Origin of the sequence: Lelliottia wanjuensis, assembly GCF_030238365.1 — a bacterium.
Classification (GTDB): domain Bacteria; phylum Pseudomonadota; class Gammaproteobacteria; order Enterobacterales; family Enterobacteriaceae; genus Enterobacter; species Enterobacter wanjuensis.
On record NZ_JASSOT010000058.1, the window covers coordinates 22,367 to 48,248 of the forward strand.

Annotated in this window: 20 protein-coding genes, 1 tRNA gene and 2 pseudogenes; 13 read left to right on the forward strand and 10 right to left on the reverse strand. The window is 49.7% G+C overall.

All coding sequences use genetic code 11. The annotated features are described in order from the left end of the window. Nucleotides 1-6 precede the first annotated feature (6 nt). From QQF33_RS10635 to QQF33_RS10660, 6 genes and pseudogenes are all read left to right on the forward strand, one after another. Nucleotides 7-240 (forward strand): hypothetical protein, encoded by a 234-nt coding sequence (locus QQF33_RS10635; RefSeq protein WP_285143843.1) that lies wholly within the window; start codon nt 7-9, stop codon nt 238-240. A gap of 37 nt (nt 241-277) precedes the next feature. After that, the gene (locus QQF33_RS10640) at nt 278-1,270 is read left to right on the forward strand and encodes a hypothetical protein (protein WP_285157782.1); all 993 of its coding nucleotides are present in this window, start codon (nt 278-280) and stop codon (nt 1,268-1,270) included. A 34-nt stretch (nt 1,271-1,304) separates the two neighbouring features. Continuing rightward, on the forward strand, nt 1,305-1,712 hold the full coding sequence (locus QQF33_RS10645) for a DUF4431 domain-containing protein (protein WP_285143841.1): 408 nt from the start codon (nt 1,305-1,307) through the stop codon (nt 1,710-1,712). 466 nt (nt 1,713-2,178) lie between these two features. Further along, nucleotides 2,179-4,158: a DUF4459 domain-containing protein gene (locus QQF33_RS10650; RefSeq protein ID WP_285143840.1), complete on the forward strand. Its 1,980-nt coding sequence runs from the start codon at nt 2,179-2,181 to the stop codon at nt 4,156-4,158. A gap of 135 nt (nt 4,159-4,293) precedes the next feature. Further along, a pseudogene (locus tag QQF33_RS10655) lies at nt 4,294-4,515 on the forward strand (DNA-binding protein); the annotation flags it as partial. A 342-nt stretch (nt 4,516-4,857) separates the two neighbouring features. After that, entirely contained in the window at nt 4,858-5,832 is a 975-nt protein-coding gene (locus QQF33_RS10660; RefSeq protein WP_285157783.1) for a hypothetical protein, read from the forward strand. A 1,038-nt stretch (nt 5,833-6,870) separates the two neighbouring features. Here QQF33_RS10660 and QQF33_RS10665 read toward each other — a convergent pair. The 4 genes from QQF33_RS10665 to QQF33_RS10680 all read right to left on the reverse strand — a co-directional run bounded on the left by QQF33_RS10665 (nt 6,871) and on the right by QQF33_RS10680 (nt 11,652). Beyond that, nucleotides 6,871-8,322 (reverse strand): hypothetical protein, encoded by a 1,452-nt coding sequence (locus QQF33_RS10665; RefSeq protein WP_285150314.1) that lies wholly within the window; start codon nt 8,320-8,322, stop codon nt 6,871-6,873. Nucleotides 8,323-8,484: 162 nt separating this feature from the next. Next, nucleotides 8,485-9,981 carry a YfjI family protein gene (locus QQF33_RS10670; protein WP_285157784.1) on the reverse strand — a complete coding sequence of 499 codons (1,497 nt, stop codon included), beginning with the start codon at nt 9,979-9,981 and terminating at the stop codon, nt 8,485-8,487. 136 nt (nt 9,982-10,117) lie between these two features. Continuing rightward, on the reverse strand, nt 10,118-11,428 hold the full coding sequence (locus tag QQF33_RS10675) for a hypothetical protein (protein WP_285157785.1): 1,311 nt from the start codon (nt 11,426-11,428) through the stop codon (nt 10,118-10,120). Between the two features lie 2 nt (nt 11,429-11,430). Next, nucleotides 11,431-11,652, reverse strand: a complete 222-nt coding sequence (locus QQF33_RS10680) for a helix-turn-helix transcriptional regulator (RefSeq protein ID WP_285157786.1) — start codon at nt 11,650-11,652, stop codon at nt 11,431-11,433. A gap of 298 nt (nt 11,653-11,950) precedes the next feature. Here QQF33_RS10680 and QQF33_RS10685 point away from each other — a divergent pair. Next, nucleotides 11,951-12,388, forward strand: a pseudogene (locus QQF33_RS10685) (IS110 family transposase); the annotation flags it as partial. 104 nt (nt 12,389-12,492) lie between these two features. Here the strand turns inward: QQF33_RS10685 and QQF33_RS10690 are convergent. The 4 genes from QQF33_RS10690 to QQF33_RS10705 form a co-directional block, all read right to left on the reverse strand. Further along, complete coding sequence (locus QQF33_RS10690) at nt 12,493-13,968, reverse strand: hypothetical protein (RefSeq protein ID WP_285157787.1); 1,476 nt, start codon at nt 13,966-13,968, stop codon at nt 12,493-12,495. A gap of 115 nt (nt 13,969-14,083) precedes the next feature. Further along, nucleotides 14,084-15,277, reverse strand: a complete 1,194-nt coding sequence (locus QQF33_RS10695) for a tyrosine-type recombinase/integrase (RefSeq protein ID WP_285157788.1) — start codon at nt 15,275-15,277, stop codon at nt 14,084-14,086. A 176-nt stretch (nt 15,278-15,453) separates the two neighbouring features. Next, a tRNA-Phe gene (locus QQF33_RS10700) sits at nt 15,454-15,529 on the reverse strand. A gap of 95 nt (nt 15,530-15,624) precedes the next feature. Continuing rightward, nucleotides 15,625-16,338, reverse strand: a complete 714-nt coding sequence (locus tag QQF33_RS10705; protein WP_282494373.1) for a DUF554 domain-containing protein — start codon at nt 16,336-16,338, stop codon at nt 15,625-15,627. 190 nt (nt 16,339-16,528) lie between these two features. On the opposite strand from QQF33_RS10705, the gene QQF33_RS10710 reads away from it, so the two are divergent. Next, nucleotides 16,529-18,664 (forward strand): ornithine decarboxylase, encoded by a 2,136-nt coding sequence (locus QQF33_RS10710; protein WP_285148349.1) that lies wholly within the window; start codon nt 16,529-16,531, stop codon nt 18,662-18,664. Between the two features lie 83 nt (nt 18,665-18,747). On the opposite strand, the gene QQF33_RS10715 is transcribed toward QQF33_RS10710, so the two are convergent. Both QQF33_RS10715 and QQF33_RS10720 read right to left on the reverse strand, forming a co-directional pair. Further along, nucleotides 18,748-19,440 (reverse strand): response regulator, encoded by a 693-nt coding sequence (locus tag QQF33_RS10715; protein WP_285148351.1) that lies wholly within the window; start codon nt 19,438-19,440, stop codon nt 18,748-18,750. Beyond that, complete coding sequence (locus QQF33_RS10720; RefSeq protein WP_285148393.1) at nt 19,430-21,067, reverse strand: ATP-binding protein; 1,638 nt, start codon at nt 21,065-21,067, stop codon at nt 19,430-19,432. Before QQF33_RS10720 ends, QQF33_RS10715 begins: the two co-directional genes overlap by 11 nt. A 345-nt stretch (nt 21,068-21,412) precedes the next feature. Between QQF33_RS10720 and QQF33_RS10725 the strand changes: the two genes are divergently transcribed. From QQF33_RS10725 to citE, 5 genes are read left to right on the forward strand one after another with little or no spacing between them, the layout of a single operon-like run. Further along, nucleotides 21,413-22,774: a 2-hydroxycarboxylate transporter family protein gene (locus QQF33_RS10725; protein ID WP_282494377.1), complete on the forward strand. Its 1,362-nt coding sequence runs from the start codon at nt 21,413-21,415 to the stop codon at nt 22,772-22,774. A 17-nt stretch (nt 22,775-22,791) separates the two neighbouring features. Beyond that, nucleotides 22,792-23,655 (forward strand): fumarylacetoacetate hydrolase family protein, encoded by an 864-nt coding sequence (locus tag QQF33_RS10730; RefSeq protein ID WP_282494378.1) that lies wholly within the window; start codon nt 22,792-22,794, stop codon nt 23,653-23,655. 13 nt (nt 23,656-23,668) lie between these two features. Further along, nucleotides 23,669-24,694: a [citrate (pro-3S)-lyase] ligase gene (gene citC, locus QQF33_RS10735; RefSeq protein WP_285143828.1), complete on the forward strand. Its 1,026-nt coding sequence runs from the start codon at nt 23,669-23,671 to the stop codon at nt 24,692-24,694. Between the two features lie 16 nt (nt 24,695-24,710). Continuing rightward, nucleotides 24,711-25,004: a citrate lyase acyl carrier protein gene (gene citD, locus QQF33_RS10740; RefSeq protein ID WP_285148352.1), complete on the forward strand. Its 294-nt coding sequence runs from the start codon at nt 24,711-24,713 to the stop codon at nt 25,002-25,004. After that, nucleotides 25,001-25,876, forward strand: a complete 876-nt coding sequence (citE, locus tag QQF33_RS10745) for a citrate (pro-3S)-lyase subunit beta (protein ID WP_285148354.1) — start codon at nt 25,001-25,003, stop codon at nt 25,874-25,876. The genes citD and citE overlap by 4 nt, the downstream gene beginning before the upstream one ends. Nucleotides 25,877-25,882: the final 6 nt, after the last annotated feature.

Genomic DNA, 25,882 nt, shown 5'->3' on the forward strand with positions numbered 1-25,882 from the left:
ATAACGGTGTCTGATCTGCGGGTAAGTAAAAGATGCTGCCAGCGCCAGATTATGTTGAACCAGGGAAACATAGCCAGCAAAGAATCGTACCAGGTCTGTGCGCATTCTTTTGGTGGTTATGGCCTGCATATTTTAATGGTGGTGCAGGTTTTGGTCGCGGCCAGTGCAGGAACGCCGGATGAAAAGCAACGTATCTTTGTTATTTCTGTACGCAAGCCAGGTGAAACTGGCACTGGTTAAGCAGTTTGTTTATTGATATTTCATTATCAGGAAGAGTATGAATCTTAATTATGCACGCACAGCGACCAGCGCGTCGCTTATTTTACTGAGTCTGGTGAGTTTTTCTTCTTCAGCGGAGGTCGTGCTTAATGCGACCGATAAGCAACAAATTAATGCGCTCCTGGACCGCTGGAATGACGTTTTTAATCACCATGCTGATGCGCAGCCGCAGATGGTTTATGCCGATCAGGTAGAATGGTACGGAAAATCGATGTCTGTGCAGCAGGTGACTGCCAGCGAGCAGGCGTTTGTGAAAAAGAATGAGGCGTACTACGTTCAGCGTATTGCCAGCCAGTTGATGATTCAGCCTGCAGGCGATGAAGAGTCACAATCCGGCAGGGACGATGTGCGGGTGACTTTTGTCAAAAACGTGACGCTCAGTTCCGGGCACGAAGCAAATTACCCGGCAGAGTTTCTGGTCAGAAAGCTGCCTCAGGGCTGGCGAATTACCGGCGAAACAGATGGCGTGACGCGCTATAACCAGAAGGAGAAATCGGGCGAAAAGCCAGATGCTTCCGTTGCTAAGGGGAAGTTTGATGGTAAACATGTCAGCTACGTCTGGACAACGTCGTTCGATCCCCGTACCGGAGAGGTGTGCACCGAAGAGACAGAGTGTAATAGTCTGCTATGGAGCAGCGATCCCGGTGTTGCGCCCGTCAACGTCACCGATCGGTTGATTGAAGGCATTATCACACTGCCGTCGTTGGATAACAGCGGGCGGGACCGGGCGGTTATCCATACCGGGTCGTATATGGGCGCATGGGCACCACTCTATCTTTATGATATTCAGCAAAAGCAGTGGATACGTGATATCGCACCGATTTCGTATAACGTCAACGTTGAAGAGGAACTCTCCGATTCCGATATTATCAAACCGGATACGGCGCATCCTGGGCAGGTGAACGTTGTTCGCGCGGATATGGAGGCTGTCGGCAGCGGCAGTGGTGAGGTAACGAAAACGACCTCTGAAAAATTACTGGTGCTGCAGTAATAATCCATTGGCACAGATGATAAGGCCAGAAAAAATGAAGAATATTGTACAGCATGTGCTATTCACGGTGCTCGTTATGTTTAACATTTCAGCAACGGCTGCGTGTTTAAAAGAAGGTGACAGGGTTTCTTTTTCCGGCGTACTGAAAAAAGAGATGTTCTATGGCCCTCCTGGCTGGGGAGAAAATCCTGAAACAGATGAGAAAGTATATGACTGGTTTCTTTATCCTGATAAGCCCCTGACGTGCGTCACTGGCGCTGAGACCCGTGATTCGCCGAACTGGAATAAATCTATGCAGATAGATTTGATAGATAGTGATAAAATAGACAGCCGCTATTTAAATCATCATGTAACCATCGATGGCCGTATTGAACTGGCCGCCACTGCTAATGATAATTCACCCGTCTTGCTGACTGATATTTCCGGCATTCATGATAATTAGAACCGACTTCCTGTATGCGAAATCGATAAATTTACTGGATATGTTGTTGAATGATAATTCCATATCAGAAATGGAACAACAAAAAGTAAGTGGTACGCAGAGGCATTGTAATAAAATGATAATTGTCATGGATAAAAGATATGACTGCTATGATGAGCCTGTAGAGAACACGACTCCTGTGAATGGAGCCAGGCATCTGCTTCTACAATCAACTGCGATACTGGCGCAGAGCAAATGCATGCAGGAAGTGACTTTTTGAAAGACACCCTCATTTTTATACCTCAGCATGTTATAGGGAATATCTGTTCTGCAACCGCTGAAGAGATTAAATGAATGATTATCACAGCAACTGCTTTCAGTGAATAAATATGTTCTTGTGAGTATCTTCCTCTGTGTGATGAGGTTACTTAAGCACATCATTCCCAGTAACTAATGAAAATAATCCTGTAACTAAAGGTTAGGCAAAGTGATAAAGAATTATATTTTTGTGACCCTGACAGGGTTGTTGCTTTCCAGCGTGACAATGGCCGGAATGGCGAGAGATGTAAACAATCAAGATAAGCCGATTTATTACCAGGGGAAGAAAACAGATTACAAATCCGGTGATTTTAAATTCTTTGGTGATAGTAGCGAATTTTTTGTGGGAGGGGCAAGTGATGAGTATACGGCAGATGAATGGCTTGGTATTTATGCCGATTCGGTGACTTCAGATCACTGGCAACGGGTCATACCTGATGATGGCTCCATCTCAGATGGCGCACCATGGTGTTCTCTGCAATTTATGGAGAAGAAGGACAACACGGTTACGGTTACCGGTGATGAAAATATACGATGTGTGGAGCTTCTTGCGACTTCAGAAAAAGAAGGGGTCATCCCAAAAGGAATGAAAGGCACCTTATTAAATTATGGCGATCATAATGAATTCATTCCTCAGGTAAAAAATATCACCCTTCCTGGTGAATATCCTGAAGCCTCCCGTACTCTGCTTACGTTAAGAACTGCAGATACAAATGCAAAAAATGTTGATGACCTGAAAATCATGCTCAATGAAATTTATGCCCGTTATGGCTATACCTTTATTGCTGGCGGGGAAATGGATGAATATTTTAGGAAGCAACCCTGGTATCATCCTGCATTTACAAATGTCGATGCACTTATCACTGAAACAGAGCATGAAAACATTAAATTATTAAAGAGTTTACTTTCTCCGGAATCACAGAAGAAAAAAACGCTCTATATAGCAAACACAACAGCATTTTGCAAAGCACTGGAAGCTAATAATTTTGAGTATATCATGGATAATACATCGAAAGATCTGACTGGAGATACTGATATACCTATAGGTCGTGACAGCTTAAAAAAATCATGGTCAGCGTTCAGAGATATGATGCTTAATCGTCCTGAGAATTGCCCACGAAGTCTTGATGGATATAAACATTCTTCACTTTTATATAATGAACCTACTGAAATCTACTATAATTCTCGTTTTGCATTTGATGAAAGTAAAGGAAAGTATATTTTAGATTCTGCTGCTACAGCCAGGTACTGCTATAAAGAGGGTGAAAATATTACGCTGAACGGCGTGGTAACCCAAAGAAAATACGCAGTTGAAGAAGATCGTGTGCATGAAGAAACTGATCTTGAGTTAAAAACCGTTGATCTTCAGTGTGTTTCAGGAGCCGATATGGATCAGGCTCAATGGGACAGGTATGTTCAGTTAATTATTCCTTCAGATAAATACCCGGAATACGAACGAATGGTTGGCAAAAAAATCACCCTACAGGGAAAAATTGTTATAGCGCAATCTATGTACCAGATGACTCCTGTGCTCCTGGATCTGACGGATATTGACAAGCCTGAACCTGCTGAAAAAGTAGATGTTCCAGTTCCGCTTAATGACGCGCAAAAGCGTGAAATGCTGACTCAGTTTCAGCAATTTCAGAGCGCGTTGCGGGAGAAAAATGTTGCAAAGGTGAAATCCTACCTTGATTTTCCTGTCCACTGGGACATGACATTCCTGCCTGAAAATAAAGATAATCCACCAGAGGAAATGACGGAGGCGTTGTTTGACCAGTACTCTGCATCTGTCATAGATGAACTGAGTCCGCTGAGCCAGATTACGATAGAGCCACAGACGCTGGCAATAAAAGAACACCGGGATAATGCTTTATCGGCTAAAGAGCAAAGCAGGAAATATTATCCTGCGGATGACGATGATGAAGGCCTGTACTACTATCTGGAAAATGACCAGAGACACTTTGTGAATGGCGTGTGCGATGCCATCAGTAGTGCTGAATTCAGTGACGATGAAATGATAGCGTATGTCGGCTCTTCAGCAAATAACCAACTTCCTGGCCTGTCTGAGCTATGTGACCATTCTGAGAATTTTGAATTTGTTCTTATTAACAATAAACTTCGTCTGAAACATGCTGACTTTGCTGGTTAGCTGGAGAAGATATCTACGATACAGGAAGCGCTGGTGCGCTGAGGACGAATATATGTATCAGGTTGAGATCTTTTTGGGGTTAATCGGGGTGTTGGTCTTTATCGTGGGACTGCTCATTGCGATTAAACGCAATGGATCCTGAACGTGGATTACGTCACCAGCTTTGCGCTGCCTTTTCGGTTGTTGTTGCTGCAGACACCACAATTGATTGATCGCCAGCGAGACCCGCTACAGCTCAGTCAGAAGAGGGTGGTAGTCAACGGTAAAAAGCGCGGGACGGCTTACAGCATTAAAGCCGATCTCAGTACCGTGCCCGATGCGTTTCGTTACCGCTTTTCCAGCCGTATACGCCGGATACCGTCAGCGGTGACAGATAGAGAGTGGGAAAGAGATTATTTTTGTATCAAAAGCAATCCAGAACAACGCAACAGCCTGTATAGTAAGGTGTAATCAAAAATGTTTATTATCGAGAAAGTAAAATCATCCAATTTTATAAAGAGGTCATTTAGGTTTGTAGTGTTGTTATTTGTTAATATATGGATATCACTCGATATAATATTATTATCTACGGGGGTTTTTCTTTTATTATACGGATGCCAGACTGCTTTTTCATCGTCGAACAAATGGGAGGGCTATCAGCGAGATTTCTATCAACGATACCGGGATGAGCAAGGTAGAAAAACTGATACGAGGGTTGATATGACGCTACTGACTCATCGGTTGATAATGAAGGATTTAAAACAAGGTATTACTGACGAAATAACCGCCAGCAAAGCCATTAACAAAGTGAATCAGTACCTTAATGCGGTGAATCAGAAATGCCGATCTGACGGAACGGATGCCGGGCAGACGGGTTTCGTAAAATGTGCGAGCCACGTGATTGCCGCTCACTTTTACTATACCCCAAGCGTTGAGGTTTCGAATAACTATGCTATAAATCGCTCTGACTGCGACACAAACACATATTTATTGATGGATGCCGCAAGACTGCACGGCATTGAGCCATATATTGTTTATGCGCCAGGCCATGGTTTCTTCGCATGGAAAAATAGTGGCGGGCATTTTAATTACTGGGAGACGACAGCAATGAATAATGAGGGGGAAATAGCTCACCTGGGGGCAGTCTTTTACAGAAAAACGTTTGACCGCTCGTACTATACACCCACCAGTGAGACGCAGGCAGAAGACATCTACGGTATACTTATTTACAATAAATCAAAAACGAAGCCCGATTTAGACGCTGCGCTAAAAAAATATCCTGATAACGCCATTATCAGTGATAAGTATTATTATACTCGCACTCTCAGCCACCATCTATCACAAGCTGACTCTAAGGCGCTGATCGACCTGTTGCGTACGGATATTACTTCAGATGATAAAAAATATGCATTGTCACACTATTTTCTGTGGTCAGGAGAGCGCGATGCTGCGCTGGCGGTTTTTCGGACAATGGGTTTGAATTTCTGCGGTGATGACTGCTATCAGACCGGTAGAGATCTCAATATTCCTTTATACAGATATTTGTACGGATTTTTTAAATGGTATTCTGCTCAATTAAAAAAAGGAGCAGTGAGCGCTAATGTTAATGATTTTCTAGCATGGGTGAGAACCACTGTTTTAAGTGCGTTGCTCATTATTTTGGGAGGGGTAATGTATGGTAAATATAGGGAGTGAGTATGTTTTTAATCGCAGAGTACATCGTTACTACGAATAACGAGCATTCACCAATACCCGTGGAGTCATGACGCACCAGTGAAATAAATAGCCTACTAAACACGATTAAATAGCGATAAATACCCCTGATTTAATCTGCTGATAATCAATTGTAGGTGAGGGGACTTACCAGTCATATCTTGCGCGAACTATAAAAGCAAAAGTCAGAATACTTACGCTAATAAGGATGGTTAGAGCAATAAATACAGGTAATCAGAATATCGGTTGCAATAACAAGGACAGCAGCTTACACCGTGTAGACAGAGCTAAAAAGAACCACGAAGATTACGTATTAAGCAGCAGTAGGCGAGCAGTAGTGGAGAGCATCAACCTGCGGGCGTAATTGTAATAGAATGAGAGTGAATAGATTGCAGCAAGAAACTACCGTTTAGTTTTGAATGAAAAATAAACTACCGCGAACTTTCACTGAATAATTTTACGGTTAGACAGAAGAGGGTACGTATGTAGATGTTCGAAATGTGAACAATAACCAGTCGGTGAGCTGTAAGGATAATAAGCAGCTTATACACGCTGGTAAGAAAGGTGTAACGAGTACTGTATAGAAATGCAGCTACGGTCGGGTAAGCGCACGAGTACAGACGGGTTGCAAGTGGGTGTGCGTGCAGGGGAAGGCTTGAGTGCGTTAGTTATAGCGTGCGACCGGCGAGATTACGCGCTAACCAGTCAGCGGTGATAGGGATGAGCGTGTGAAGGCTACGGTTATGAGTGACTGCGAGCTGACGATGTGCTGTGTAGCCAGTGAGCATAGACGAGCCCTGATGACGTGCCGTGCGCACGCCAGCAGGTCACGTGGATGCAATGGGGCGCATACGCGCAACGACGCTCGGGTAGCGGATGGGGGAGAATGGTGGCGTGAGTGAAGGTATATACCATTAGGCGAATATCCGGAATGACGCCACACCCGCCAGCAAGTCTGCCGATGGTTTGGCAAAATAGTCATCTTGCTGGTGAACTGGCTTTGATCGGGACCATTGCTGTTTATGAGCGCCGGGTCTGGGTCTTTTTAACTTCATCGCTGATGGCCTGATGCAGACGCTGATTTTGCCATTTTGTTGTCCGTCCCTTGCGGTGGACCCTTTTCGCCCACTGGTCATGCTCCGGGTGTTCCTTATGATGTGGGCTGCTGAGCGGTACCAGTTCCAGTGGACTGTAAGCCAGCACGGGTGGCTGGTAAAACGCAGAGTTATACAGTTTCAAAAAGTGCGTCTGAACAGATTCGAAGATATCGACTTTCAGGTACCTTCGTAGCACGGCATTGGCAGTACAGAGCAAAGTATGCATCGGTGAACCTTCGTAGACCAGTAAAGGAAGACGCAGGTTTCTGTTGAGCATGTTCAGGTCTGCCGGTTTTTCGGTCATCCGACAACTGGCATTGAGGTCAAGTTGCTCTGTCGTTTCTATCAGCCCGTCGGCATCCTGGGTTTGTAGAGCAATGAAGAACGCTGAAGCCAGTAACTCAAGGTGTAACCCCAACGCGTCGGCACTAAGCCGGTAGAGTTTATCTAACTGGCTACCAAGACAGGTAAAACCAAGCCGTTTGCATTCAAGCACCAGGATACTGTACAGCGTGGCATAGCCGGGCTTGCGGTGTGGGTAGGCTTTCAGCTTCCCGGCGAACGAAGGTTTGATTTTTTGCATCATTGCACGGACATCGTCCTCACCGTAGCGAGTTTTCAACTCTGTAATCAAACTTTGCGTCATGGGCTGACCGCCAGTTCCGGCCTGAATACCATTGAACCGGGCATTTGCATTTTGTGGTGGCTGACGGCTCTGCAGGGGGCGGTTGGTGAATCCGGGGGCAATAACAATATTATGTGGGGTGTTTGCGCCTCCGCGAGCGTTTGGGCTGCGATGGCATAATTCCAGTCTGATGGATGCTGTCAGCTTTTCCACCGGCTGATGTGTGTCCGGATCGATAAGCCATTCACCTTCGATGACATTAAAACTTTGCTGGCAGGCTGCTTTCAGGGCATAAAGTTTCCACAACCCCGGAATATCGGTCAGCGGGGAGGGGGCAGAGTCAAGGCCGAAGGGGTTGTGCCGAAACAGCGTTTCAATATTTCGCCACCAGGAATGGCTCAACACTTTAACGGTGTGTGCATCGTCGATCACGCGACGGTCGGCATTCGCGCAATTGCGACCACAATAGGTGGAGTTACGCGGGCTGGTGATGACCTTGCCGCAGAATTTGCAATGCAGGGTATCAGGTGGTTGCAACTTTTTTTGCTGCTTCAGCAACCGACTGTCATAATGCTTCTGGCAAAGTCGCCACGCTGCGTTTTCGGAAATGCGGTACAGCGGACGGTTACAACCCGCCAGTTTGCACAAGGCTGAAGGGGTGAGGTCATCGGCGTCAGGATCCCGCAGATGACGTGAAAACCATGTTGATGCTGAAACAGTATTTTGCGTGGATTTTGTTGACATATTCATTTTGTTCCGAATTAAATCCAATGCAATGAAGCGAAATTTTTCAGAAGTGAAGCAAAAAGGCCGCTTATTCCGCTTAAGCTAAGCGGAATAAGCGGCTTTCCCCCGTGTGATGAAAAAACTAAATCAGAAAACCCGACCATAATGGTCGGGAGTTGTGCTTATTCAGGACCTTTTCCAATAGTCGTTAAATTGGCTATTGGAAACAAAATATTTCACACCTGGTCGACCTGGTGTCTTACGTGGTGCTTCAACAAACATGAATGTTCCGTTACTTTTCGCCACGATATTCTCCAGGGCCCGGTGTATTCTTTTGTCCTTGTTACGCAACGCGCTCGGCCCAAAGTTTGCTACGTCACTGACAGGAAAACCGGCCTGCCAGCGCGGGTCAGTGTGGTACTTATCCAGCCAGTCCATTACCAGAGCTTCATCATGCTCGTCTCTGGCATTTTCAGAGAAAATGCTCATAAACTGGTTGACGTACCAGCCACAAAGCGCGTGAGCGGAATCAATACACTCCCGTGGGATAATGAGCGAGTTATCTTTGCGGGTAAGTAAGTGTAAGGTCCCGGCAATACGTACCGTATTTTCGATGATCTTAGAGCCCACATCGCTAAAATCATACAGTGTGTGGCCGTAGTTAAGTTCTCTTTCGACAAGGTTATGCAATCCTGTGAGATAGTGCATATCACCCACCACGAGTACCTGACGTTCACCATTGCAGTTCAGACTTTCTTCTAACCATGCCTGAAGTTTTACTTCAAGTTTTTGAAGTTCTGTGCATTCAGCAAGTGTCAGGCTATAAGATGATTCATAACGCTCTCCCATGGTGCTTACTGGGTACGACAGCAGGAAACGCGCCCCAGCACCGGACTCCCGGAAAAAATGCTCTGTAAGCTTTTCAGACGATAAAAACAAATCTGGCTGAACCATCATGTGCATAGTGAGTCGCGCATTCTTGACGATAAAACAGTCTTTCATGCGGTTAACGGGAGCTTCCCCTCCGCTCCAGAACTTGTTTATCGTTGGAAGATTGCTAAAAATGTTACTTTTCAGCAAATTGCCACCTTCATCAGACATCAACCCGGCTGATGCACCGCTGCCACGAAGCCCTTCAAGCAGCGCCCTTTCGGTCGTGTTGTCGTAAATGAGCTGTCGTTTTACTGGCTCATTCGGTTTTTTGTGCCCATGAGCTTCCAGGCGGTCTCTGAATTCCTGCGGCTCTTTCCCCCCTTTGACTGCCGCTTTAAGTGCTGATTCCAGTGCTTTTTTTTCTGTCTTCCAGATGTCTGACAGAATCTGGTAGTTTTGTAAATCCAGCTGATACTGTTCAGCCGCCTTGCTGTCATACTCGCGAAATACCCGCATGAGCAGCTTTTCAACCGTTGTCTTACGTTCGCCAGATAAAGCCAGCGTTATGATGAACAGTGAAAGAGGGATAGTTCCCTGACTTTCAAACGCTTTTACATCATAGGCTCCCTGAGCTGCGAGAGACAAAACAGACAGTATGCATGACACAATCATCTCAAATGGCGCCTGCGTCAGCTTTTGTATTTCTATTGCAACCTGGTAAAGCTCTTCGGGCAAATCGTCCACAGGATAATCTCCGCAGGCTATCCGGCCTGGATACTTAATATGTCCATTGGTTTTCATCGCGCACATATTGTGCTCCTTTATTTTTGTACGGGCAGGTATGAGCTGTCACCGCACTGGATTTTGGGCACAACGCTCCCTTCAACACCATTTTTAAAGGTATTGACGATAAGGATGGTTGTGACAGGAAGTGTTCCGCTAAAAATTACGGCGGAACGTTACACCGGGCCGTGAGCGTAGTTGGGGCCAGCGCTGGTGTAATAAATTGATTACGCTCTGAAAAGTAGCTAGCTAATTCGGGGCCAGTGCGGACACTGGAACAAGCAGATGTTTTACGCTGACGTACTGGCTGCGACCAGAGGCGGGGAGCCTCGATTGATACGCGTTTGGCAATACCTGCGTGAGCCGGTGCTATCGGCGTAGCGGGTACGGTCGCTGCACATTTTTGTTGTATGGCACTTTCGGCATGATTGATGCTGATGGTGGCAAAAGAGTGAGTCACTGCGCCCGCAGGCAAGTGGCACCGTTTAACGGTTTGTATCTGCGACTCTTCAGGGCCAGCAGAATCGACCGTAGCTGCGTTGCCTAAAAGTCTGGCAACGCATTGAGTAGTGAATTGTTCGTGGATGGCTGATACGTTTGTGCTCCGCGCCAGTTTTGTCGCTACACTGTCGTGTGTAGCCGTAGCCGTAGCCGTAGCCGTAGCCGTAGCCGGTAGCTGTTCAGTTTTAGCTGATGATTTCGCCAAAAAAAACGATGAATCATCATCGCGCTGATGCGCATTAGCCTGGCTAACACCGACGGGTACCACTGGTATATGTGAGGCTGGCTCCCCAGAACCCGTTGTACTAGCGTGTTTGCGAATGTCATTGTTGCTATGTGCCGGGTTAGCTGGCCCCTGTTGCGTCGGTGGTACGTACACTGCATCAGGACGTGGTTGTGGTGGGCAAAAGCGTGTAGGGCCTGCCAACTCCTCTTTCTGGTGCTCCGGGCATGACTGGATCAGTTGAATGATCTCATACTTGTGCTGTATCAGCTGATTGTATTCATTGTCAATAATTTCAATGAGTACCGGGTGAATATCGCTATTATGCTGACACAATTCACCTAACTGAAATGCGAAATTTTCAAGTTGATGGATATAGTTTTGGGCGAAATCAAGTGGAAAACGTTTAGATGGGATACGTAGTTCCAAAAGGATTTTGAGCATTTGCCCACTACGTTGCTGGCGTTCACTATAAAATGCGTATTGGCTGGCGGGATCTTGTCCATCATCATTTTGGTTATCAATGAGCTGATAAAGCGCCAAGAGCACCTGCTCTGCACAAATCTGTTGGTTTTCGGCCAGATGTTCAAGTGAGTTTTTGCGGTTATACTGGCGTGGTTCCACCATCAGCGGCTCACCAGCGACAGTATGGACATCAACTTCCGGTACGAATGCGACCGGCAGGGGAGTCTGATGTTCGCGGCCTTGAGTGGTTGTTACCAGCTGTGGGCTGAATTTAAGGCGACCCATGATTAAGCCTCCTTAGCGTCAGAGTGCTGCTGGATCCAGGCCAGCACATCGCTTTCGCGGTAGCGGCGGGCGCGACCAAGGCAGATAGCGGCCGGGAGTTTACCCTGCTTCTTCTGCTCGTAGTGCCATGAAAGACTCATGCCCGTTAACTGGGCAAATTCTTTCATGGTTAGCAGACGATCGATCTTTACCGATTCCGTGCTGCTGTTTTTAGGTTTTGTCATGGTAAAAGCTCGCGTATATTTGTATTAATTACACGCGCATTCTCAGACCAACAAGGCGATCAGATCACGGAAAAATTAAATGGCAAAAAAAATGATTGACTTTTTTAATTGACTTAAAACACTTGCATATGTAGTTGGGGAGAAAGATGGAAATCACGTTTTGGCTCGATTCTGTTCAGTCTGCTCTTTTTGATAACGCTTACTGTAGCGCTCCACATTTCCAGCCATGATCGCAGCTGATGATATGACTTTATATACTAGCTGTTAGCACTGATGAGATATTCCAGAGGAGGTCATCATTCATTCGACAAATATTGCAGCCTATGTCTGGTTTGTTGTGCATAAGGAGACGCTGGCAGTTGATTATCCCTGGCGTCCTGGTGGCGTTTAATACTAGTACGATTAATCACTAACCTCAGTTAGTTCGTCGGTTATTCCAGAAATTGCCGGGAATATACGACAAGGTTCTTTCCTGCTATGAAGCAAGTACCTGTTGTTTTGGCTTATAGCATCAATTTACAGTAATGAATGTGGCATGTAGGTTATCGTTCCTTCCTGAATTCTAGAATCGACGACATAAAGGATCAGTAATGATCATCGGAATGCTGTTTCCTTTATCAGATTGCTACGTGCTGGTGAATTCCCCCCTGTCTGGATACCTGACCTGACTCATAAAGCTATGCGTGATTTAACCAAGACGCGAGCCGCCGTAAAACATGGCGGCAGGGTTGTCCGGTAGTGACGATCGCCCTTTAAAACCAGGAGCCAGCGTGATTACTCCATTGTTTTGGTTTCTGAACATAAGTTACCATCACGAAAAAATTTGATGCAAGACCCATATTAGTGGCGTTCAATATTCAGGTCTCGGTATTGAGCATGTTTGTCAGAGTTAATTTCTAATTGCAATTCCTTAATGAACGTTTTATCCATCGCTTTTCGGACAAGGTTAAAATACATCTTTTTTTGGTCTTTATCGATTACTTGATTGTGAATATGATTGTTATTTATATCATTATAAGATAGATTCTCATTCAGAAGAGAGAGGATGGTGAAGTCAAGAAAACAAAGTAAGTACCTTTTTTCAAAGTTGAGGATGGTATTTACTATGTCAGTGTGTTTTTTATTTAATTTTTTTATTTCCATCTCTAGCCTTTCTATGTTTTTACTCCTGGTTGTCGTTTTTCTTTCTATTCTTTCTTCTGTTAATTTTTTGTTTTTTAAATCACTATCATCTTTTGAACGAAGAGTATTATTCTCCGTGTCTGTGTGAGTGGGTTGCGTATACTGATTAAGCCACAAGCGAAAATTATAAAGGATCTCTTCTTCTGGAATGGTTAAATCAATGGAGCATACTGCTCGGCTTAACGATAATGCACCATTACTGTCAATTGTTTTATTCCATCCAAATGTTTTCAAATCTTCGATAAGCAAACTGGTTGGGGATGCATTATCATTGAGACTATCATCCGTAATAAATTCTTCCCGCAATCTTTTTACTAAACATTCACTTCCTTCGCTCAAATATTTAGATACCTCCTGAATGAGTTTATCTGAATCGCCAGTGTATCTAGAGAACATGTTAAATATAGAGAAGTCGCTTACTGGGAATGTAAGGTTTATAAATGATTTTTCCTCACGTTGTGATAAAGGCATTTTGATGTTAATGATGTCTGTAATGTCAGGATAAAAATCATCACTGGAGAGGATGGTTAATATTTTTCCTGATTTGATTTTTTCTTCTATATCGATAAGCGTATAGTTGTCACTACATCTAAGTTTTAATTCTTCTATGTAAGGTTCAGGATTAAATATTTTCAAGGTTAAGTCTGAGGATATGATGTCGAAATTAACGTTATTTATCTCGTGTAGCTCAAGTATTTTTTCAGCAGATTCTGTATTGTTGTTATCTATATTTTCGCGCTTAGATATTGCTCTTGTTATTATTCTTACTAAATTTCTAATATCCTCATCTGAACGGCTATATTTATATCGAAGTTTATTTGCGATATCGACGGTAATTAATCCTTGTTGATAATAAGGCTGCAATAGAATGTGAGCCATATACTCTCTGTCAGACGGCTGTTTGCCAAGAGTACGAATGAGTTCACATTTATGGTATTTACTGTTTCCTGCATAACCGAGCAAAGGGAAGGGGGTTTCGCTCCCTTTGATTCTGAAATAGTTATCGAAAATTCTACAGGCTCTTGCTCTGCGTGAAATGGCTATATACCATTCATCTACGGAGTAATTAATTTTTGCATAACGATTAAACCATGATGAGTCGAGTTTGAATGATGATGAGTTACTATCAGGCATAATAGTTTCCTTTTACTATTTTGAGTATCAATGGTTAATCTATTCGGTTTTGATGTAAAAAAATAAAAACAGATGCAACTCTACGTTACATCTGTGAGCGAAAAATAAGCATGATTTACACTACAGTGGTCCTGGCTGCATTCTGTTTATCAATAAAATCCGCATACCATTGCATCATCACCCGGCGATCGTCCAGATAAAGCGCGTGATTATAGGTACCACGGATGCTGTTCTTGTCGACGTGAGCAAGTTGCATTTCAATCCACGCGGTATTGAAGCTGTTTTCATGCAGAATGGTACTCAGCGTATGACGGAACCCGTGGCCGGTTGCCCGTTTGTCGTAGCCGATACGTTTGAGCACCATATTGATACTGGCTTCACTCATGGGCTTGTTGATATCGCAGCGACCCGGAAACACCAGCCGGTACTGCCCGGTGAGGCTCTGTAGCTCACGCAGGATCGCCACGACCTGATCCGATAGCGGCACCAGATGTTTGCGGCGCATTTTCATCCGTGCTTCCGGTATCGACCATAACGCATTATCAAAATCAAACTCCGACCATTCAGCAGCCCGTAATTCAATCGTACGCACACCTGTAAGCAACAACAGGCTCGTTGCCATTCGAGTGATGGGGCTGCCGTGGTAAGCCGCAAGCTTGTCGAGGAACTCCGGGAGCTCGCTGACGGAGAGGTGAGGGAAGTGTTCTGTCTTAGGTGGGGTAAGTGTGCCGGTAAGTTCTGCTGCGGGGTTTATGGTGGCGCGGCCGGTGGCGATAGCGTAACGAAAAATCTGGTTACAATACTGACGCACCTTACGCATTTTCTCCAGCGCACCGCGCCTTTCAATCATACGCAGTACTTCAAGCATCTCCAGCGGCAGGATTTCCGCGACAGGGCGTTTACCCACATGCGGGAAGATATCCTTCTCCAGCGCTTCCAGAACGCTTTCAGCGTAACTTTCTGACCACGAGGCGAGCTTATGGTGATGCCATTCCAGTGCAAGTGCTTTAAACGTATTTTCGACGGTCAGCTTTTTGGTGAGTTTTTCGAGCTGTTTTTTCTCGCTCGGGTCACCGCCTTCCGCCAGCACTTTACGTGCATCGTCACGCTTGAGTCTCGCTTCGGCAAGACTGATATCCGGATAAACACCGATGGATAATTTTTTCTCTTTACCGGCGACGCGGTATTTCATTCGCCAGTAACGACCGCCATTGGGTTTAACCAACAAAAATAGCCCGCGTTCGTCGGCGAGCTTATATTCTTTCTCTCTGGGTCTGGCAGTCTCTACCTGCCGGGCTGTCAGTGCCATCTGGGGGCCCCTGAATCACGTTGAACACGATGAGCCCCCACAATGGCCCCCAACAGAGTCTGGATTGGGAAAGAACTGTATGGAGTTCCGTGGAGCTCGATGAGAGATAAAACGGGATATGTGTGTGATTATACAGGAGTTTGGAGGAGTTCTGAAGACCACTAAAGAAGTGAAAGTGGTGCCCGGACTCGGAATCGAACCAAGGACACGGGGATTTTCAATCCCCTGCTCTACCGACTGAGCTATCCGGGCAACGGGGCGCATTAAACCCGATTGGGCATCCGGCGTCAACGAAATTTGTCGATTTCGCAACGGAGTGCACACTCTCTCACCACTTTGATGACAACTTAGGCGAAAAAGTGCGTCCACAGGGCTGAGAGCGGCATCGCGAGTACCAGTGCGGGCAGCATATTCACCACCGCAAACATCTTAATTCCGCAGATTCGAAGTCCTGTTGCCAGCAGCAGCAGGCCGCCCACGGCGGTGAAGTCTGCCATCATCGCCGGTGTGGTGAGCGGCAATATCAGCGTGGCGCAGGTGGCGAGCGCCAGCTGAATCATTAGCATCGGCACGCAAATCGCCGCGACGGCAATGCCTAGCGTGGTGGCGAAGATGGTGGCGGTGAAGAAATCGAGAAACGCCTTAGCAATCAGAATGCTGGGGTCGCCGGTCATCCCTTCCTGCATCGAGCCAAATATCCCCGTCCCGCTGGCGCAAAACAGAATGATGATGGCCACATAGTTCTGAATAAAGGTCTCATGCGTTCCGCTTGCGGCTTTTCCTGGGCGAGAGATAAGGTTTTTGGCCTTACTGACTGCGCCGTTAATCCCTTTCTCCAGGTAACAAAACTCACCGATCAGTGCGCCGAGCAGGGTGGCAAGCACCATCACTGGCAGGTTGGCACATTTGATGACCAGCAAAATGCCGATGCCGAGTGACGCCAGCCCAAAGATCGAGGGCATGGAAGTGCGAATACGTTCAGGTAATCTCTGGCTTAACACCGCGCCGAGCACGCCACCGAGTAGTACGGCACCGGCATTAATAAAGGGTCCAATAACCAAAATACACTCCCGCTATTTAATCATTGATATTGCATTATTATTACATGAGGAAGGCGGAGAACGGGTAGCTTTCGCTGCCTGAAATGCATAAAGTCTCTGTCTTGCACCTCAAAATAAAAGGTGACATTATTGCGCGAATTTTCTCCTCCTGTCTGGATCTCTTCTCCCCTTGAAACGGGTCTCTACGCCTATGAAATCACTAAAAATTGCCGTCAGCCATGAGCTGATTTCCACTCTGTCCACGCACCGTGAAGTGGTGGCGCTGGACAGTACCGATTTTACGGATGTGGCGGCAGTCGTCATTACCCTGGCCGAGAGCCGCAGCGGCATTCTCGCGTTGCTGAAACGCACAGGGTTCCAGCTTCCGGTGTTTATCTTCTCGCAGGAGACAGATGTTGCGCCAGAAGGCGTCATGGCAGTCATCAGCGGTAAAGCGCAAGAGTTCCTGGAACTGGAAGCGGCAGCCTGTCGCTATGAAGAGAACTTACTGCCACCTTTTTTTGACACCCTGAGCCAGTATGTGGCGATGAACAACAGTACTTTTGCCTGCCCTGGCCATCAGCACGGAGCCTTCTTCAAAAAGCATCCGGCGGGGCGTCAGTTCTTCGACTTTTTTGGCGAAAACGTTTTTCGTGCTGACATGTGTAACGCAGACGTCAAACTCGGGGATCTGCTGATCCACGAGGGGTCCGCTAAAGATGCGCAAAAGTTCGCGGCAAAAGTATTCAATGCGGATAAGACCTACTTTGTGCTTAACGGAACGTCCGCGGCCAACAAGGTCGTGACCAACGCACTGCTGACGCGCGGCGATCTGGTGCTGTTTGACCGCAATAACCACAAATCCAACCACCACGGGGCGCTGATTCAGGCGGGGGCCACGCCGGTGTATCTGGAAGCCGCGCGTAATCCGTTTGGTTTTATCGGCGGTATCGACGAACACTGTTTTGACGATGCATATCTGCGCGAGATGATCCGCGAAGTGGCGCCGGAAAAAGCCGCTGATGCTCGACCGTTCCGCCTTGCGGTGATCCAGCTCGGCACTTACGACGGCACGATCTACAACGCCCGTCAGGTGATCGACAAGATTGGCCACCTGTGCGACTACATCCTGTTTGACTCCGCGTGGGTCGGTTACGAGCAGTTTATCCCGATGATGGCCGATAGCTCGCCGCTGTTACTGGAACTCAACGAGAACGATCCGGGAATTTTTGTGACCCAATCGGTGCATAAGCAGCAGGCCGGATTCTCGCAAACGTCGCAAATCCATAAAAAGGATAACCACATTCGCGGTCAGGCGCGGTTCTGCCCGCACAAGCGTCTGAATAATGCCTTCATGCTCCACGCCTCCACCAGTCCGTTTTATCCGTTATTCGCCGCGCTGGATATCAACGCCAAAATCCATGAAGGGGAGAGCGGGCGCAGGCTGTGGGCGGAGTGCGTCGAGCTCGGTATTGAGGCGCGCAAAGCGATCATCGCCAACTGCAAGATGATCAAACCCTTCATTCCGCCGGTGGTGGCGGGGCGGCCGTGGCAGGATCACCCGACGCATGCGATTGCCAGCGAGCGTCGTTTCTTCAGCTTTGAGCCGGGCGCGAAGTGGCATGGCTTTGAGGGTTACGCTGACGAGCAGTATTTTGTCGATCCCTGCAAGCTGCTGCTGACCACGCCGGGCATTGACGCGGAAACGGGCGATTACACGGATTTCGGTATCCCGGCCACCATCCTCGCCCACTACCTGCGTGAAAACGGCATCGTGCCGGAGAAGTGCGATCTGAACTCCATTCTGTTCCTGCTGACGCCCGCAGAAAGCGCCGAGAAAATGGCACAGCTGGTGGCGATGCTGGGGCAGTTTGAGCAGCACATCGAAGACGACACGCCGCTCGCCGAGGTGCTGCCAACCATCTTCAATAAGTACCCGGTGCGCTATCGCGACTATACGATTCGCGACCTGTGCCAGGAGATGCACGATCTGTACGTCAGCTTTAACGTGAAAGATCTGCAAAAAGCGATGTTCCGCAAAGCGAGTTTGCCTGCGGTGGTGATGAATCCGCAGGATGCGAATCAGGCCTATATTCGCGGTGACGTGGAGCTGGTGCGTATCAGCGAAGCCGAAGGGCGCATTGCAGCCGAAGGCGCGCTGCCATATCCACCGGGCGTGCTGTGCGTGGTGCCGGGAGAAGTCTGGGGCGGCGCGGTGCAGCGCTATTTCCTGGCGCTGGAAGAGGGCGTGAATCTGCTGCCGGGCTTCTCGCCTGAGTTGCAGGGCGTGTACAGCGAGAAAGATGCGGACGGGATTAAGCGGTTGTATGGGTATGTTTTGAGGTAGTTTTCCCCTCAACCTAACCCTCTCCAAAAGGAGAGGGGACCATGACCGTAGGCCGGGTAAGGCGCAGCCGCCACCCGGCTTTTTTACTCCGCACTCCGCCGATACATCCGCCGCGGATGCCCAATCTTCCCGTACAGCATCTCCACACTTAAAAACCCCGCATCCACGCAGTGTTCCAGATAGCGCCGGGTCGTGGTTTTGCTCAACCCAGTTTCGTTCACCACCTCATCCACGGAAAAACAGTGCGTCGCTTTGTCGTTGAACAGGCTTTGCACCCGCGCCAGCGTGTTCTCTTCGATCCCTTTGCTCCCGCTGTCCAGCCGATAGTTTTTCGCCTGCAGCTGATACAGGGAATCAACGTTCTGCTGATCGACAATCTTCCATACCCGCTGCTGCTCGGCGAACTGCACGAAGCGCTCCAGCGACTGGCTGAGCCGTTTCCAGGAAACAGGTTTCAGAATGTAGTCGAATGCGCCGTTGCGGATCGCCAGGCTACAGGTGTCCATGTCGCTGGCGGCGGTGATAAAAATCACCGAGCAGTTGGCATGCACCAGCAACGGGTTGCTGATCAGGGTGATGCCTTTGCCGTCCGGCAAATAGTTATCGAGCAAAACCAGCTGCGGTTGCAGGCTGGAAAGCAGGGTCTGAGCCTCTGCGAGAGAAGAGGCGATCCCCACCAGCCGCAGGCGCGGATGTTTGCTAATCAGTTCCGCGTGAAGTTGTGCCAGTTCGTTCTCATCTTCAACGATCAATACGTCGATATGTTCATGTTGCATAGTCAGTCTCTTCCAGTTCCTGAACGGGGCGCGGCGGAGTTCCCGTGGCGGGAATAAACAGCGAGAAAATAGCGCCCCGAGGCGAGTTATCGGCAACCTCAACGGAGCCGCCAGCCTGGGTGACATAGCTTTCGATCAGGTACAGGCCGATACCATGATCGCCACGCGTTTTGGTGGTGATGCCGCGCTCAAAGATCCGCTCGCGGATCTCGGGCTTAATGCCGACGCCATGATCTGCCACTTCAATGATCAGTTCCCGATCGTTGAGCTTAATCAGCACTTCCACCGGTTCATGGGGATGCGGTGCGCGCTGGGTGGCTTCGATGGCGTTATCCAGTAAATTCCCAATGATGGAAATCAGTTCCGCTTCGAGCAGGGGAGCAAAAGGTTTGTCCATCCGACAGGCGGGATCGAAGTTCAGTTCAACGCCTTTCTCGCGCGCTCGGGCCGCTTTCCCCAGCAGCAGGCCGCACAGCGTCGGCGAGCTAAAGCGCGAGGAGATAAAGTCCAGCAGCTCCTGGGCGTGCTCCGATTGTGCCTGAATAAAGCCAATTGCCTCTTCGTAGCGCCCCATATGCAGCAATCCCGACAGCGTCGTCATACGATTCAACTGCTCGTGGCGCATGATGCGCAGGTTATCGACGTAGCGTTTGACCTGGCTGAGTTGGGCGCTCAGAGAGTCGATCTCGTTGCGATCGCGGAAGGTGATCACCCAGCCTTGCAGGGAGTCCTCGAGCATGATCCGCACGCGGCTTCCGATCACCGTCAGATCGTTAAAACGGCAGATCTCATCGTGCGTATCTTTCGCCAGCATGGTCTGCGGCGCGAAAAACGGCACCGGAGCGATGACCTGGCTAATCAGCTGCCCGCGCAGTTCCCGTGCGGGTTGCGGCAAACCAAGTAAATTACGCGCCGCCTGGTTGATCACTTCGATCCGGTAATTATCATCGATAGCGATCACCCCTTCGTAGATCGACTCCATCATCGCTTTTTGCTGTCGTACCAGTAAGCCAATCTCGCGCGGTTCGAGGGAGAAGATCTGCTTTTTGATACTGCGGGTGAAAAACCACGAGAAGACAAACAAGGCGATCAGCAGCAGCACCGCGGCAATCAAAATGTTCACCACTTTACTGACGGTAATGGTGTCGAGATAGCTGGTGAGATATCCGACAGAGACAATCCCTACCACTTCTCCCGCATCGTTGAAAATCGGCGCTTTGCTGCGCAACGAAATCCCCAACCCCCCCTTGCGGATGGTGGTGGTGCTTTTCCCGTGCAGCACCTCCTCGTTATCCCCGCCGACCAGCGTTTTACCGATACGATCTGCAAACGCAGAATGGAACAGGTGCAGACCTTTATTGTCACCAATGACAATAAAGCTGGCATCGCTGCGCACCGCTATTTTGAACATAAATTCACGAATGGCTTTGATATCCTTTTTTTCCACCTCTTTGCGCAAGGTGGGAATAATCGCAATCTCCTCCGCCTGTATTTTGGCGCGCGTGCTCATCTCCTGATAAAGCTGCCTGCCGACGTCGACATAATAATATCCACCCAGTAATGCAAAGAGCACTGAGAAAAAGACGACCAGCGAAATAAAGAGCTTAATCTGAAACGACACTTTCATGACTATCACGCACGGTATCAGCAGGGAGTGCCAATATATCATCTTTTTCCCGCTAACCACGGGCTTTGCCTGAAACTTGTGATCATTTCCACAGCGCTGATCGCAAAACAAAAATAGAAAATTCAGGCGGGTCCTAATGCTAATTTAACAATGTTATTTGTTTGTACAATCTGGAAAAGAAACCATAAAAACCACGGCAATAAATACGGCGTTAATCACATTAAATAAAAGAAACCATTAAAACCATAGAGGCCATTAAAACTTCGGTTTTAATATGCCTTTCCTCACATTAAGTAAGCCTTTGCGACTCTACGCTTAACGGACAAATAACCAAGAGGCTTAATTATGAGCACTACTGACGATTCTTTCTCTGTTACCCACGACCCGATTGATATTCAGCGGCCGTCGCTTAAAGAGCGCTGGTGGCACATTATGGATACCTGGAAAGTCGGGATCATTCCTTTGCCGCTGTTTGTGTTAGCCGGTGCGTTGATCGCCATTGATTGCCTGGGCGGTAAGCTGCCAAGCGACATCGTGGTGATGGTCGCCACGCTCGCGTTCTTCGGTTTTGCCTGCGGTGAGTTCGGCAAGCGTCTGCCGATTGTCGGCAAACTCGGTGCGGCGGCAATCTGCGCAACCTTTATCCCGTCGGCGATGGTCTATTACGGCCTGCTGCCGGACGTGGTGGTCGAGTCCACCACCAAGTTCTACAAATCTACCAACATTCTCTATCTCTACATCTGCTGCATCATTGTCGGCAGCATCATGAGCATGAACCGCACGGTGCTGATTCAGGGCTTCCTGCGCATTTTCTTCCCGATGCTGTGCGGCGAAATCGTCGGCATGATCGTCGGGATGGGCGTCGGCATGGCGCTCGGTCTTGAGCCGTTCCAGATCTTCTTCTTTATTATTCTGCCGATCATGGCGGGCGGGGTAGGCGAAGGGGCGATTCCGCTCTCCATCGGCTATGCCACGCTGCTGCACATGGATCAGGGCGTGGCCCTCGGTCGCGTTCTGCCGATGGTGATGCTGGGTGGCTTAACCGCAATCATTATCTCCGGCTGCCTGAACCAGCTGGGCAAACGCTATCCGCACCTGACCGGCGAAGGCCAGCTGATGCCAAACCGCGCTAATGCTGACGCCAACGTGTCACAACCGGCCTTCTCCGGTAAAGCGGACGTGACCACCATTGCCTCCGGCGCACTGCTGGCGGTGCTGCTCTACATGCTGGGGATGCTCGGTCACAAGCTGATTGGCCTGCCTGCTCCGGTTGGCATGCTGTTTGTGGCGGTGCTGGTGAAGCTCTGCAACGGCGCGTCTCCACGCCTGCTGGAAGGTTCTCAGGTGGTGTACAAATTCTTCCAGACCTCCGTGACCTACCCGATTCTGTTTGCCGTTGGCGTGGCGATCACCCCATGGCAGGAACTGGTCAATGCCTTCACCGTCAGCAATCTGCTGGTGATTGTCAGCACCGTCTCCGCGCTGGTGGCGACCGGGTTCTTCGTCGGTAAAAAGATTGGTATGCACCCGATTGATGTCGCCATCGTCTCCTGCTGTCAGAGCGGGCAGGGCGGTACCGGCGACGTGGCGATTTTGACCGCAGGCAACCGTATGAGCCTGATGCCGTTCGCCCAAATTGCTACCCGAATTGGCGGCGCGATTAACGTCTCCGTCTCGCTGCTGGTTCTGGGCAACTTCCTCGTCTAAGTCTTCAGGAAAGAATAATGAAACTCGCAAGTTTTCTGTATCAGGGTAAACGCAGCTACGGCATCGTGCAGGCCGACGGCGTGGTGGATTTAGGTCGCCGTCTGGGCGATCGCTACAGCGACCTCAAAGCGCTATTGCAGGGTAACGGCCTGGCGGACGCCACGCGTTATCTCAACGACGCCGTAGATATTCCGATGAGCGCCATCACCTTTTTGCCGGTGATTGAGCAGCCGGAAAAAATCCTCTGTGTGGGCATGAACTACGCCGACAAACGCAAAGAGTTTGACCAGCACAACCCGGCCCCGACGCTGTTCGTTCGCTTTGCGGATTCACAGACCGGGCACAATTCGCCGGTGCTCAAACCGCGCCACTCCTGTGAATTTGACTACGAAGGCGAGCTGGCGGTGATCATCGGCAAAGGTGGCGAAAACATTCGTCGTGAAGACGCCCTGCGCCATGTCGGCGGTTACAGCTGCTACATGGACGGCTCCGCCCGCGACTGGCAGCACACGTGGTTCACCGCCGGAAAAAACTGGCGGCAGACCGGGGCGTTTGGCCCGTGGATGGCGACCGCCGATGAGATCCCGGACCCGCACAGTCTGGCGATCCGCACCTGGCTCAACGGCCGCATGGTACAGGAAGACAACACCAGCAGCATGATCCACAAGGTCGCTGAGCTGATCGAATACATCAGTACCTTTACCCGCCTCAGCCCAGGCGACGTGATCATCACCGGATCGCCGGGCGGCGTGGGTAAGAAACGCAACCCGCCACTGTTTATGAAAGAGGGCGATCGTATTGAGGTGGAGATCGAAAACATCGGTCATCTGAGCAATGTGATCATGGAAGCACCCGCGCAAACCCTGGCGGCAGCGCACTGATTAAGGCGGCAGCATGCACTCGCAACTCCCTATCGACTTTCGCCATACGATTGTCGCGCAACACCCGGAACGCTTAAGCCAGATTCGCTATCTGCTGGCGGACAGCGGCCTGGGGCTGGACAACGACATCACGCTGTTTGTGGAGGCCTGGTCCGGCACGCAGTTAGTGGGATGCGCAGGGCTCGCTGCCAATGTCATCAAGTGCGTGGCGGTCGATGAAAAGCTAAGGGGCGCGAATCTCAGCGCCCGTCTGCTGGCCGAAGTGGAAAATGCTGCGCTGGCGCGCGGCCATTTTCACCTCTTTCTCTGCACCCGCCCGTGCAACAAAGAGCGCTTCGCCCGCAGCGGTTTCTGGCCGATTGCCCAGAGCGGCAACAACGCGGTGCTGCTGGAAAACACGCCGCAGGGTATCGAGCGTTACTGTCGCTCGCTGCAACGTAGCCGCAAGTGCGGGGAAAAAATCGGCGCAATAGTGATGAACGCCAATCCGTTCACCCTCGGGCATCGACATCTGGTGGAGCAGGCGGCGAACCAGTGTGACTGGCTGCACCTGTTCGTGGTGCGCGAGGATGCGTCGTTCTTCCCGTTTTGCGACCGTCTGGAGATGGTCCGCGCGGGCGTGGCGCATCTGCCGAATGTCTCGGTGCATGAAGGCTCGCAGTACATCATCTCCCGCGCCACCTTCCCGGCCTATTTCCTCAAAGAGACCGGGAAGGTGCAGCAGGCGTGGAGCGAAATCGACGTACTGATTTTCCGCGACTTTATCGCCCCCGCGCTTGGGATCACCCATCGCTTTATCGGCTCGGAGCCGTTTTGCGACATCACCCGCCAGTACAACCAGACGCTGCATCAGCTCCTCGCAGCGGAAATCGAGGTGGTGGAAATGCCGCGCATTAAGGCGACAGGAAACGCTATTTCAGCGTCAGAAGTGCGCCGTTTACTCAAGACACAGCAGTTTTCCCGCATTCGGGAAATTGTCCCGGAGTCCACTTTCGCGCATCTCGAAGCGCACTACAGCGCGAGCGCGGAAGTCGCATAACTATCAGGAATTTATCATGAATATTGTAAGGGAGGCGCTGGCCGGAACGCAGGAGTCCAGCGACCTGATGGTGAAAATCGCCCCCGCCCACGGCGAGCTGGAGATTGTCATCCACAGTGAAGTGATTAAGCAGTTTGGCGAGCAGATCCGCCAGGTGGTCGACGAAACCCTGCGCGCCATGGACGTGCGCCAGGGGCTGATTATCGTTGAAGACAAAGGGGCGCTGGACTGTGTGATCCGCGCCCGCCTGCAAAGTGCGCTGATCCGCGCCTCAGAAACGCAGCAGATCTACTGGAGCAAAATGTCATGAATAAACTCCGTCGCAGTATGCTGTTTTTACCGGGTGCCAACGCCGCCATGCTCTCTACCGCGTTTATCTATCGCCCTGACTCCATCATGTTTGACCTCGAAGACGCCGTGGCCCTGCGCGAGAAAGACACCGCGCGCCTGCTGGTCTTCCACGCACTGCAGCACCCGATGTATCAGGATATCGAAACCGTGGTACGTATTAATCCGCTGAGCACGCCGTTTGGTCTGCTGGATCTCGAAGCGGCGGTGCGCGCGGGCGTGGACGTGATCCGTCTGCCGAAAACCGACACCCCGGAAGATATCTTCGAGCTGGAAGGCCATCTGGAGCGCATTGAGCGCGAGTGTGGCCGCGAAGTCGGTTCAACGCGCGTGATGGCGGCGATTGAATCGGCGATTGGCGTGATTAACGCCGTGGCGATTGCCCGCAGCTCCCCGCGCCTGATCGGCATCGCCCTGGCGGCGTTTGACTACGTGATGGATATGCAAACCGAACGCGGCGACGGCACCGAGCTGTTCTACGCTCGCTGCGCCGTGCTGCACGCGGCACGCGCCGCCGGGATCGACGCCTTCGACGTGGTGTGGTCAGACGTCAACGACGAAGCCGGATTCCTGCGCGAAGTTAACCTGATCCGCAAAATGGGCTTCAACGGCAAATCGCTGATCAACCCGCGCCAAATCGACCTGCTGCACAACGCCTACGCGCCGACTCAGCAGGAAGTGGATCAGGCGAAGTTAGTGATCGAAGCGGCAGAAGAGGGCGAACGCAACGGCCTGGGCGTGGTGTCGCTCAACGGCAAAATGGTCGATGCGCCGATTATTGACCACGCGCAGAGGGTGCTGGAACGCGCCGCTGCCTCCGGCGTGCGTCGCTAAGGATGA

Coding starts and splice junctions, on each gene's coding strand:
- QQF33_RS10660 (WP_285157783.1), top strand. CDS start 4,858: ATGACGCTACTGACTCATCGGTTGATAATGAAGGATTTAAAACAAGGT.
- QQF33_RS10675 (WP_285157785.1), bottom strand. CDS start 11,428: ATGGGTCGCCTTAAATTCAGCCCACAGCTGGTAACAACCACTCAAGGC.
- QQF33_RS10695 (WP_285157788.1), bottom strand. CDS start 15,277: ATGGCACTGACAGCCCGGCAGGTAGAGACTGCCAGACCCAGAGAGAAA.
- QQF33_RS10715 (WP_285148351.1), bottom strand. CDS start 19,440: ATGCAACATGAACATATCGACGTATTGATCGTTGAAGATGAGAACGAA.
- QQF33_RS10725 (WP_282494377.1), top strand. CDS start 21,413: ATGAGCACTACTGACGATTCTTTCTCTGTTACCCACGACCCGATTGAT.
- QQF33_RS10665 (WP_285150314.1), bottom strand. CDS start 8,322: ATGAATATGTCAACAAAATCCACGCAAAATACTGTTTCAGCATCAACA.
- QQF33_RS10710 (WP_285148349.1), top strand. CDS start 16,529: ATGAAATCACTAAAAATTGCCGTCAGCCATGAGCTGATTTCCACTCTG.
- QQF33_RS10670 (WP_285157784.1), bottom strand. CDS start 9,981: ATGTGCGCGATGAAAACCAATGGACATATTAAGTATCCAGGCCGGATA.
- QQF33_RS10640 (WP_285157782.1), top strand. CDS start 278: ATGAATCTTAATTATGCACGCACAGCGACCAGCGCGTCGCTTATTTTA.
- QQF33_RS10720 (WP_285148393.1), bottom strand. CDS start 21,067: ATGAAAGTGTCGTTTCAGATTAAGCTCTTTATTTCGCTGGTCGTCTTT.
- QQF33_RS10690 (WP_285157787.1), bottom strand. CDS start 13,968: ATGCCTGATAGTAACTCATCATCATTCAAACTCGACTCATCATGGTTT.
- QQF33_RS10645 (WP_285143841.1), top strand. CDS start 1,305: ATGAAGAATATTGTACAGCATGTGCTATTCACGGTGCTCGTTATGTTT.
- QQF33_RS10680 (WP_285157786.1), bottom strand. CDS start 11,652: ATGACAAAACCTAAAAACAGCAGCACGGAATCGGTAAAGATCGATCGT.
- QQF33_RS10730 (WP_282494378.1), top strand. CDS start 22,792: ATGAAACTCGCAAGTTTTCTGTATCAGGGTAAACGCAGCTACGGCATC.
- citD (WP_285148352.1), top strand. CDS start 24,711: ATGAATATTGTAAGGGAGGCGCTGGCCGGAACGCAGGAGTCCAGCGAC.
- citC (WP_285143828.1), top strand. CDS start 23,669: ATGCACTCGCAACTCCCTATCGACTTTCGCCATACGATTGTCGCGCAA.
- citE (WP_285148354.1), top strand. CDS start 25,001: ATGAATAAACTCCGTCGCAGTATGCTGTTTTTACCGGGTGCCAACGCC.